Below are 9,694 nucleotides of genomic sequence, written 5' to 3' on the forward strand. Positions count from 1 at the left end.
CCACAGTCGCGGCGGCGCGCAACGCCACCGCACTCATGGGGAGTGAACCCGATGCCCGAGCTGAGGTCCCGCACTGTCACCCACGGCCGCAACATGGCGGGCGCCCGCGCCCTTATGCGCGCTTCGGGCGTAGCGAGCGAGGACATCGGCAAGCCGATCATCGCGGTGGCCAACTCCTTCACCGAGTTCGTCCCCGGCCACACCCACCTCGCCCCCGTCGGCCGGATCGTCTCCGACGCCATCCGCGCCGCCGGCGCCGTCCCGCGCGAGTTCAACACCATCGCGGTGGACGACGGCATCGCCATGGGGCACGCGGGCATGCTCTACTCCCTCCCCTCCCGCGACCTGATCGCGGACAGCGTCGAGTACATGGTCGAGGCCCACTGCGCCGACGCCCTGATCTGCATCTCCAACTGCGACAAGATCACCCCCGGCATGCTGATGGCCGCCATGCGCCTCAACATCCCGGTCGTGTTCGTCTCCGGCGGCCCCATGGAGGCCGGCCAGGCCACCCTCGTCGACGGCACCGTCCGCAAGCTGGACCTCATCGACGCCATGGTCGACGCCGCCAACGAGAACGTCTCCGACGCGGACGTCCTGCGCATCGAGGAGAACGCCTGTCCGACCTGCGGGTCCTGTTCCGGCATGTTCACCGCCAACTCCATGAACTGCCTCGCCGAGGCCATCGGCCTGGCCCTGCCCGGCAACGGCTCCGTCCTCGCCACGCACACCGCCCGCCGCGCCCTGTACGAGGAGGCCGGCCGCACCGTCGTGGAGATCACCAAGCGCCACTACGAGCAGGACGACTACTCCGTCCTGCCGCGCAACATCGCCACCCGCCAGGCCTTCGAGAACGCCATGGCCCTGGACATCGCGATGGGCGGCTCCACGAACACGATCCTGCACCTGCTCGCCGCCGCGCAGGAGGCGGGCCTGGACTACGACCTCAAGGACATCGACGAGGTCTCGCGCCGCGTCCCCTGCCTGGCGAAGGTCGCCCCGAACGTCGCCCCCGGCGGCACGTACTACATGGAGGACGTGCACCGCGCCGGCGGCATCCCCGCCATCCTCGGCGAGCTCCACCGCGGCGGCCTGCTCAACAAGGACGTCACCTCGGTCCACTCGGCCAACCTGGAGGACTGGCTCGGCACGTGGGACGTCCGCAGCGGTACGGCGTCCGCCGAGGCCATGGAGCTGTGGCACGCCGCCCCCGGCTGCAAGCGCTCCGCCACCGCCTTCTCCCAGTCCGAGCGCTGGGAGTCCCTCGACCTCGACGCCGAGGGCGGCTGCATCCGCTCCGTCGAGCACGCGTACAGCAAGGACGGCGGCCTCGCCGTCCTCAAGGGCAACCTCGCCGAAGACGGCTGCGTGGTGAAGACGGCCGGCGTGGACGAGTCCATCTGGACCTTCGAGGGCCCGGCCGTGGTCTGCGAATCGCAGGACGAGGCGGTGGAGAAGATCCTGTCCAAGCAGGTCAAGCCGGGAGACGTGGTCGTCATCCGCTACGAGGGCCCGCGCGGCGGCCCCGGCATGCAGGAGATGCTCTACCCGACCTCCTTCCTCAAGGGCCGCGGCCTGGGCAAGACCTGCGCCCTGATCACCGACGGCCGCTTCTCCGGCGGTACGTCGGGCCTGTCCATCGGACACGCCTCGCCGGAGGCGGCTTCCGGCGGCACCATCGCCCTGGTCGAGGACGGCGACCGGATCAGCATCGACATCCCGAACCGCTCGATCCAACTGCTGGTCGACGAGGCCACGCTGGCGGCCCGCCGGGAGGCCCTCGGCGGCGTCTACGCCCCGAAGAACCGCGAGCGGCAGGTCTCGGCGGCGCTGCGCGCGTACGCGGCCATGGCCACCAGCGCCGACAAGGGCGCCGTACGCGACGTCACCAAGCTGGGCTGACCCCCCGCGGCCGCGCCCGGACCGCCCGGGCCACGCCCGGGTCTGCCCCGGGCCGCGCCCGGACCCTTGGGCTCCGCCCGACCACCCCGGGCGGAGCCCCCGGCCGCCCCGTGCCTTCGCAGCAGGGTCCGGCAGATCCAGCCTCGCCGGCGTTTGAGGCGCGGGGGCTGGGGTGGAGCCCAGGGCGCCGGGTGGGGCTACCAGGCGGCCGGGTCCTGGGTCGGGACGGCGAAGACGGTGCCGTCCGGGGCCGAGGCGAAGACGCGGTCCGCGGCCGCGACCGGGGCGGGCAGGGTCGCGGTGAAGCCGCGGCCCGTGCCCATGCGGGGCGGGGTCTGGCCGATCAGGCGCCCCGCGGTGCCGTCCACCGCCAGCAGCCGCCCGTCCACGGCGGTGAGGTACACCCGCCGGTCGGCGCCGAGGGCGGGGCGCGACGCCGCCGTCACCCCGGTCTGCAGCCGCCACTCCTCCCGCTCCGCTCCCACCGCCACCAGCGCCCCCGACACTCCGAAGACGTACGCCGTGCCGTCCGCTCCCACGGCCGCCTGCGCCTGGAGCAGCGGCGCCGAGAGCCGCACCGCCCGCACCGCCGCCCGCGCCCCGAGGTCGACCCGCTGCACGGACCGGGTCATCGACTCCGCGTCGTTCTCCAGCAGGTACAGCCCGCCCCGGGCCACCCCCACCGGCTCCGCGACCCCCGGCGTCCTGGCCAGCGCCCGCGCCGTGCCCGTGGCGGGGTCGACCTCCGAGACCTGGGTGGACTTGCCGTCGGCGGCCGGCGTGGCCACGTACACCGGCGGGTTCGCGCCCTCGCCCGCGCACCACACCGACCCCACCCCGCCGAACGGCCTGGTCCACCGCTCGGCCCCGGTCGCCGCGTCCACGGAGACCGCCTTGCCGTCCGGCTGCGCGACCACCACCCGCGGACCCGCCGGCACGATCCGCGACCCGGCGGGCAGCACCCGCTTCCACCGCTCCGCCCCCGTCGCCGGATCCAGCGCGCGCAGCGTCCGCCCGCCGGCCGAGGTGGTCATCACCAGCCCGGCGCCGGGCAGCGGCGCGGCGGTCTCCACCGCGCCGGAGGAGGCCTTCACGGACCACACCACGGAGCCGTCGGCCGGATCCAGCCGGGCCGCGGCCAGCCCGTACCCCGCGCAGTACAGGGCCCCGTCCGCCCAGGAGCACGCCGACGGCGCGGCCCCGGCCGGCCCCCCGCCGGCCTGTCCCAGGACCCGCGACCACGGCGCGAACGGCCGGGCAGCGGCCGGCCGCCCGGCCTGCGCGTCCGTGCCGGCGCGCTGCTGCGGCCCGGCGGCGTCCCCGCCGCCCCACAGGTACCAGCAGGCCGCACCCGCCACCAGGCCCAGCCCCACCCCCGCGGCAAGCGCCCCCCGCATCCGCCGCCGCCCCCGCCCGGGCCCGCCGGCCGGGGCAGTCGGGGCAGCCGCGGCGGCCGGGGCGGCGCCGCCCCGCTCCCGCCGGTGGGTCGGCACGTCCGCAGCAGCCGGCCCCGCCGACACCGGCCGCCGAGGCCGCGGCACGAAGACCTGCGTGTCCTCACCCGTCGGGTACGCCAGCGCCCGCATCGCCGAGATCAGCGCGTCGGCCGTGGGCCGCTCGGCCGGGTCCTTCGCCAGGCACTGCGCCACGAGCGGGGCGAGCGGCGCCGGCACCCCGGTCAGGTCGGGCTCGCCGTGCACCACCTGGTAGGCCACCAGGTAGTGGCTGTCGGAGTCGAACGGCCCGCGCCCCGTGGCCGCGTGCACCAGGACGGCCCCCAGCGCGAACACGTCCGCGGCCGACCCGACCTCCCGCGGCCGCTGGAACTGCTCGGGCGCCATGAAGGGCGGCGTCCCGATCAGCTTCCCGGTCTCGGTGCGCAGATCGCTGTCGGCGGGCCGGGAGATCCCGAAGTCGATCACCCGCACCCCGTCCGGCGCCATCAGCACGTTGCTCGGCTTCAGGTCCCGGTGCACGACCCCGGCCCGGTGGATGTCGCGCAGCGCCTCCGCCAGCCCGGCGGCGAGCCGCATCAGCTCGGCCTCGTCCAGGACCCGTTCCCGTACCCGCTCGGACAGCGTCGGGGCGTCGATGAACAGCGTGGCCATCCAGGGCCGCTCGGCCTCGGGGTCGGCGTCGACGACCGGTGCGGTGAACGCCCCGCTGACCCGCCGTGCGGCGGTGACCTCCTGCCGGAACCGGGCGCGGAATTCCGGGTCGACCGCGTGCTGGGGGTGCACGATCTTCACGGCGAGTTTCAGCCCGGAACCGGACGTGGCCAGATGGACGACGCCCATGCCGCCGGATCCGAGCACGGACTCGAGCCGGTACCGGCCGGCGTATTCAGGAAAGCCCACGTAGTCCGCGCGCAGCGACTGCACCGCTCAACCACCCCCGCGGGAGCCTAGTCGATGGGCCGGACGCACCTCCAAGGGCCTGCTACCCTGCGCGAGTTGCGCAGAGCAATGCCAAGGGGGGAGTTTTTCCACATGTCGGCAGAGACCGAATCCAGCCAATTCCAGACCCTCGATTCCGGGTCCGGATTCCAGACGTTCCCGGTCGCCCCGGGCTACCGGGTGAACGTCCGCAGCGGTCCCGGCACCGCCTATTCCATCGTCCGGGTCCTCCCGTACGGCGCGTCGGTCACGATCCGCTGCCAGACGGACGGCGAGAGGGTCAGCGGTCCGTACGGCACCACCGCCATCTGGGATTGCGTCGGCAACGGCGAGTTCGTCTCGGACTCCTACGTCCACACGGGCAGCGACGGCTACGTCGCCTCCGCCTGCGGCTGACGGCGCAGCCGGCCCGCGCACGGCGCCGCCCGGTCCGTCTGACACGTGAGACGGACCGGGCCACTCCGCCCCGGCGGTGGATAATCGCCGATGTGAGCGACGAGCAGCAGCAGACCCCCGCCGCGCCGGCACCCGCCGTCCCGGCCGGCCCCCGGCCGGAGCCGATCCGCTTCTTCGGCACCACCTGGGTGGCGCACGACGGCGGCTACGCCCTGCGCCGCGTCGCCCTCGCCGCCGGCTCGCTCGGCGCCGCCTTCACCTCGGCGTACCTGCTCCGCCTGGCCTACGAGGGCCTGGAGATCGGCAACGTCGGCCCGTTCCTCAGCATCTCGGTCGTCGTCCTCTTCGCGATCGCCAGCGCCATCGCCTTTGCCAAGACCTGGGAGTCCTTCGGCAGCCGCCCGCGGCCGTCCTCCGACGAGGCCGCCCTCAAGGGCCTGAAGACGATCGGTTTCATCGGCTCCCTCATCGCCTACTTCCTGCGCTGCCTCTCCGAGGCGCCCGGCGAGAAGCTGCGCCGCACCGAGTACGAGCGCGCCAGGGCCGAGTACGAGCGCCGCCGCAGCAGCCGCACGGGCAACCCGGCGGCCCGCCGCCCGAAGCGCAGGAAGTAAGAAGCAGCGACCCCGTTGACGCCCGGCACAGCCAGGTCCATTATTCATCACATGATGAATAATGGAGAGCAAGGGCCGCCCGAAGCGAGCACCCCCGCCGTCCGCGCCCACGCCCTCACCGTCCGCCGCGGCACCGGCCGCACTCCGCGCACCGTCCTCGACTCCCTCGCCTTCGACGTCCCCCGCGGCCGCATCACCGGCCTCCTCGGCCCCTCCGGCTGCGGCAAATCCACCCTCATGCGGGCCATCGTCGGCACCCAGGCCCACGTCACCGGCACCCTCGACGTCCTCGGCCGCCCCGCAGGCCACCCCGACCTGCGCTCCCGCATCGGCTACGTCACCCAGGCCCCCTCCGTCTACGACGACCTCACCGTGCGCCAGAACCTCGACTACTTCGCCGCCGTCCTCGATCCCGGACGCGCCGCCGCCGACCGCCGCAGCGCCGCCGTCACCCGCGCCCTCGCCGACGTCGACCTCACCGCCCGTGCCGACGCCCTCGCCGGCCAGCTCTCCGGCGGCCAGCGGGGCCGCGTCTCCCTCGCCGTCGCCCTGCTCGGCACCCCCGAGCTCCTCGTCCTCGACGAACCGACCGTCGGCCTCGACCCCGTCCTGCGCCGCGACCTGTGGAACCTCTTCCACGACCTCGCCGCCGACCGGGGCGCCACGATCCTCGTCTCCTCCCACGTCATGGACGAAGCCGAGCGCTGCCACGACCTCCTCCTCATGCGCGAAGGCCGCCTCCTCGCCCAGGACACCCCCGACGCCCTGCGCACCCGCACCCACTCCGCCACCGTCGAGGAGGGCTTCCTCCGCCTCGTCGACGAAGCCCGCGCCCGCGCACCCCGAGCCCAGGAGCAGCCCCGATGACCGCCTCGCCCACCACCCCCACCGGTCCCGCCCTCGGCGCCGCCGCCCTCAGCGCCGCCCGCACCACCGCCACCGCCGCCCGCGTCCTGCGCCAGCTGCGCCACGACCCGCGCTCCATCGCCCTGATGCTGCTCGTACCCGTCCTGATGCTGACCCTGCTGCGCTACGTCTTGGACGGCAGCCCGCGCACCTTCGACGGCATCGGCGCATCCCTCCTCGGGATCTTCCCCCTCATCACCATGTTCCTGGTGACCTCCATCGCCACCCTGCGCGAACGCACCTCCGGCACCCTCGAACGCCTCCTCGCCATGCCCCTCGGCAAGGGCGACCTCATCGCCGGCTACGCCCTCGCCTTCGGCGCCGTCGCGGTCGCCCAGTCGCTCCTCGCCACCGGCCTCGCCCTCTGGCTCCTCGGCCTCGACGTCGTCGGCTCCCCCTGGCTGCTCCTGCTCGTCGCCCTCCTCGACGCCCTCCTCGGCACCGCACTCGGACTGTTCGTCTCCGCCTTCGCCGCCTCCGAGTTCCAGGCCGTCCAGTTCATGCCGGCCGTGATCTTCCCCCAGCTCCTGCTGTGCGGACTCTTCGCCCCGCGCAGCACCATGCAGCCCGCCCTCGAAGCCCTCTCCGACGTCCTGCCCATGTCGTACGCCGTCGACGGCATGACCCAGGTCCTCACCCACACCGACATGACCGCCGACTTCGTCCGCGACGCCGCGATCGTCGCCGCCTGCGCCCTGCTCGTCCTCGCCCTCGGCGCGGCCACGCTGCGCCGCCGCACCCCCTGACCACGGAGCGGACACCACGCCCCCCGCACCCCGCCCGAGTGCAAGGATGGCCGCGTACGACGTACGTCCGTCAGTTCGGCGAGGTGAATTCGGGCATGACCCAGACAGTCGCAGTCCTCGGTACCGGAAAGATCGGCGAGGCCCTGCTCAGCGGAATGATCCGCGGCGGCCGGCCCGCCGGAAAGCTCCTCGTCACCGCCCGCCGCGCCGAACGCGCCGAGGAGCTCCGCGCCCGCTACGGCGTCGAGGCCGTCAGCAACGCGGAAGCCGCCAAGCGCGCCGACACCCTCATCCTCACCGTCAAGCCCCAGGACATGGGCAAGCTCCTCGAGGAGCTCGCCCCCCACGTCCCCGCCGACCGCCTGGTCATCAGCGGCGCCGCCGGCATCCCCACCTCCTTCTTCGAGGAGCGCCTCGCCCCCGGCACCCCTGTCGTCCGCGTCATGACCAACACCCCCGCCCTCGTCGACGAGGCCATGTCCGTCATCTCGGCGGGCAGCCACGCCACCGCCGCGCACCTCGCCCACGCCGAGGAGATCTTCGGCGGCGTCGGCAAGACCCTGCGCGTCCCCGAGTCCCAGCAGGACGCCGCCACCGCCCTCTCCGGCTCCGGGCCCGCCTACTTCTACTTCCTCGTCGAGGCGATGACCGACGCCGGCATCCTCCTCGGCCTGCCGCGCGCCCAGGCGCACGACCTCATCGTCCAGGCCGCCATCGGCGCCGCCGTGATGCTCCGCGACAGCGGCGAGCACCCCGTCAAGCTGCGCGAGGCCGTCACCAGCCCCGCCGGCACCACCATCAACGCCATCGTCGAACTCGAACGGCACGGCGTCCGCGCCGCCCTCATCGCCGCCCTCGAAGCGGCCCGCGACCGCAGCCGCGAACTCGCCTCCGGCAGCAACTGACGCAGCAGGGACACGGGGAGACGCGGACAGAAACGCAAGGACGAGCGGCCCCCGCACGCGCGCGGGCCGCCCGCCCCTCCACCGGCCTCACGGGGACACCGGCTTCACGGGGCCAGCAGCCCGATCGCCTCGTACGCCCGGTCCACCACCGGCCGCGCGACGGCCCGAGCCCGGCCGGCCCCCTCCCGCAGCACCCGCTCCACTTCGCCCGGATCCGCCGCCAGCTCCGCATGCCGCTCCTGCAGCGGCCGCAGCAGCTCCACCACGGCCTCGGCGACATCCCGCTTCAGCGGCCCGTACTGCGCGTACCCGTCGGCCAGCTTCTCCGGCTCCCCGCCCGTACAGGCGGCGAGGATGTCCAGCAGGTTCGCCACCCCGGGCCGCGCGGCCCGGTCGTAGACCACCCCGCCGTCCCCGCTGTCCGTCACGGCCCGCATCACCTTCCTGGTGATGACCGCCGGCTCGTCGAGCAGGTAGACGATCCCGGCGCCGTTCTCACTGGACTTCCCCATCTTCGAGGTCGGCTCCTGCAGGTCCATGACCCGCGCGCCCACGGCGGGCAGCGTCACCTGGGGCACGGTGAAGGTGTGCCCGTACCGCTGGTTGAACCGCACCGCCAGGTCCCGGGCCAGCTCCACGTGCTGGCGCTGGTCCTCGCCCACCGGCACCTCGTCCGCGGCGTGGGCCAGGATGTCGGCGGCCATCAGCACCGGATACGTCAGCAGCGACAGCCGTACGCCCCGGCCGGCGGCCTCCGCCTTGGCCGCCTTCTCCCGGTACTGGATCATCCGCCGCAGCTCCCCGTCGGTGGCGGTGCACTCCAACAGGTAGGAGAGCCGGGTGTGCTCGGCGACGTGGCTCTGTACGAAGAGGGTGCACTTGCGCGGATCCAGGCCGGCGGCGAGGAAGAGCGTCGCGGCCTGCCGGCTGAGGCGCCGTACCCGCGCGGGGTCGTGTTCGACGGTCAGGGCGTGGAGGTCGACCACGCAGAACAGCGAGTCCCCGGGCGCGTGCTCGGCCGCGACCCACTGCCGCAGGGCCCCGAGGTAGTTGCCCAGCGTCAGGTGTCCGGACGGCGTGATCCCGCTGAAGATCCTCGTCATGTCTGCTGCTCTCCCTGTGGGTGGTGGTGCGCGTGGGTGGGTGACGGGGCCACCGCGTCGGGCGACCAGCCACTCCCGGAGGGAGAAACAGAAACGGCCGCCGAGGCGGCGGCCGTGAGCGCATGCGTGCTCGCGTGGAGGTCCGGCCGCCGTCAGGCGGCCCACCAGCGAAGGCTGGGCGAGAGCGCATGCGTAGTCATGGGGTCCAGGCTAGCCCTTCGGACGGTTCCTGTCCGGGAGTTCCGCGAGTTGACACACCTGTGCGCCATCCGTAAGGTACTTCGAGTTGTCCGACGTGAGCGCCGACCTCGGTCGGTCCCCGGACAGCCATCCCGCACTACACACTCGAACGAACGGCGCACTCCGCCGTCTCGTTTTCATGCGTATTTGCGAATGAGGAAACCGCGTTCTAGGACGCAGTCGCCGATTAGGTTCGGGGGCAAGGAATCCGCTAATGTCTCACTCGCCGCGAGGGCCCAACAGTCCGAACGGCAAATCCCGCTGACCGGGAGTCAGGCCCGAAAGGATCTGATAGAGTCGGAACCGCCGAAAGGGAAAACGCGAAAGCGAAAGCCCGGAAGGCGGAGCGAGAAAGACTCTGATAGAGTCTGAATCGCAGGAAACAAAAACGAAGAACGAAAGCCCGGAGGAAAGCCCGCGAGGGTGAGTACGAAGGAAGCGTCCGTTCCTTGAGAACTCAACAGCGTGCCAAAAATCAACGCCAGA

9 protein-coding genes are annotated in these 9,694 nt (G+C 73.2%); 6 read left to right on the plus strand and 3 right to left on the minus strand.

All coding sequences use genetic code 11. The features are described 5' to 3' along the window. Positions 1–51 precede the first annotated feature (51 nt). Positions 52–1,902 carry a dihydroxy-acid dehydratase gene (ilvD, locus tag AB0953_RS03250; protein WP_366857638.1) on the plus strand — a complete coding sequence of 617 codons (1,851 nt, stop codon included), beginning with the start codon at positions 52–54 and terminating at the stop codon, positions 1,900–1,902. 197 nt (positions 1,903–2,099) lie between these two features. On the opposite strand, the gene AB0953_RS03255 is transcribed toward ilvD, so the two are convergent. Continuing rightward, positions 2,100–4,283, minus strand: coding sequence for a serine/threonine-protein kinase (locus AB0953_RS03255; protein WP_366857639.1), 2,184 nt, complete (start codon positions 4,281–4,283; stop codon positions 2,100–2,102). Positions 4,284–4,391: 108 nt separating this feature from the next. Here AB0953_RS03255 and AB0953_RS03260 point away from each other — a divergent pair, with 108 nt between their 5' ends. The 5 genes from AB0953_RS03260 to proC all read left to right on the plus strand — a co-directional run bounded on the left by AB0953_RS03260 (position 4,392) and on the right by proC (position 7,865). Then, the gene (locus tag AB0953_RS03260; protein ID WP_366857640.1) at positions 4,392–4,694 is read left to right on the plus strand and encodes an SH3 domain-containing protein; all 303 of its coding nucleotides are present in this window, start codon (positions 4,392–4,394) and stop codon (positions 4,692–4,694) included. Between the two features lie 92 nt (positions 4,695–4,786). Further along, positions 4,787–5,308: a hypothetical protein gene (locus AB0953_RS03265; protein ID WP_366857641.1), complete on the plus strand. Its 522-nt coding sequence runs from the start codon at positions 4,787–4,789 to the stop codon at positions 5,306–5,308. Between the two features lie 51 nt (positions 5,309–5,359). Then, positions 5,360–6,175 carry an ABC transporter ATP-binding protein gene (locus AB0953_RS03270; protein ID WP_366857642.1) on the plus strand — a complete coding sequence of 272 codons (816 nt, stop codon included), beginning with the start codon at positions 5,360–5,362 and terminating at the stop codon, positions 6,173–6,175. Next, positions 6,172–6,960, plus strand: a complete 789-nt coding sequence (locus AB0953_RS03275; protein ID WP_366857643.1) for an ABC transporter permease — start codon at positions 6,172–6,174, stop codon at positions 6,958–6,960. Before AB0953_RS03270 ends, AB0953_RS03275 begins: the two co-directional genes overlap by 4 nt. Positions 6,961–7,055: 95 nt before the next feature. Continuing rightward, positions 7,056–7,865 (plus strand): pyrroline-5-carboxylate reductase, encoded by an 810-nt coding sequence (proC, locus tag AB0953_RS03280; protein ID WP_366857644.1) that lies wholly within the window; start codon positions 7,056–7,058, stop codon positions 7,863–7,865. Between the two features lie 104 nt (positions 7,866–7,969). On the opposite strand, the gene trpS is transcribed toward proC, so the two are convergent. Both trpS and AB0953_RS03290 read right to left on the minus strand, forming a co-directional pair. Then, positions 7,970–8,968, minus strand: coding sequence for a tryptophan--tRNA ligase (trpS, locus tag AB0953_RS03285; RefSeq protein WP_366857645.1), 999 nt, complete (start codon positions 8,966–8,968; stop codon positions 7,970–7,972). 512 nt (positions 8,969–9,480) lie between these two features. Next, positions 9,481–9,694 (minus strand): hypothetical protein (locus AB0953_RS03290; protein ID WP_366857646.1); only part of this gene is annotated, 214 nt, incomplete at its 5' end.

The sequence above is a fragment of the Streptomyces sp. NPDC046866 genome, assembly GCF_040704625.1.
In the GTDB taxonomy this organism is placed as follows: domain Bacteria; phylum Actinomycetota; class Actinomycetes; order Streptomycetales; family Streptomycetaceae; genus Streptomyces.

Coding starts and splice junctions, on each gene's coding strand:
- ilvD (WP_366857638.1), top strand. CDS start 52: ATGCCCGAGCTGAGGTCCCGCACTGTCACCCACGGCCGCAACATGGCG.
- AB0953_RS03260 (WP_366857640.1), top strand. CDS start 4,392: ATGTCGGCAGAGACCGAATCCAGCCAATTCCAGACCCTCGATTCCGGG.
- AB0953_RS03270 (WP_366857642.1), top strand. CDS start 5,360: ATGATGAATAATGGAGAGCAAGGGCCGCCCGAAGCGAGCACCCCCGCC.
- AB0953_RS03275 (WP_366857643.1), top strand. CDS start 6,172: ATGACCGCCTCGCCCACCACCCCCACCGGTCCCGCCCTCGGCGCCGCC.
- proC (WP_366857644.1), top strand. CDS start 7,056: ATGACCCAGACAGTCGCAGTCCTCGGTACCGGAAAGATCGGCGAGGCC.
- trpS (WP_366857645.1), bottom strand. CDS start 8,968: ATGACGAGGATCTTCAGCGGGATCACGCCGTCCGGACACCTGACGCTG.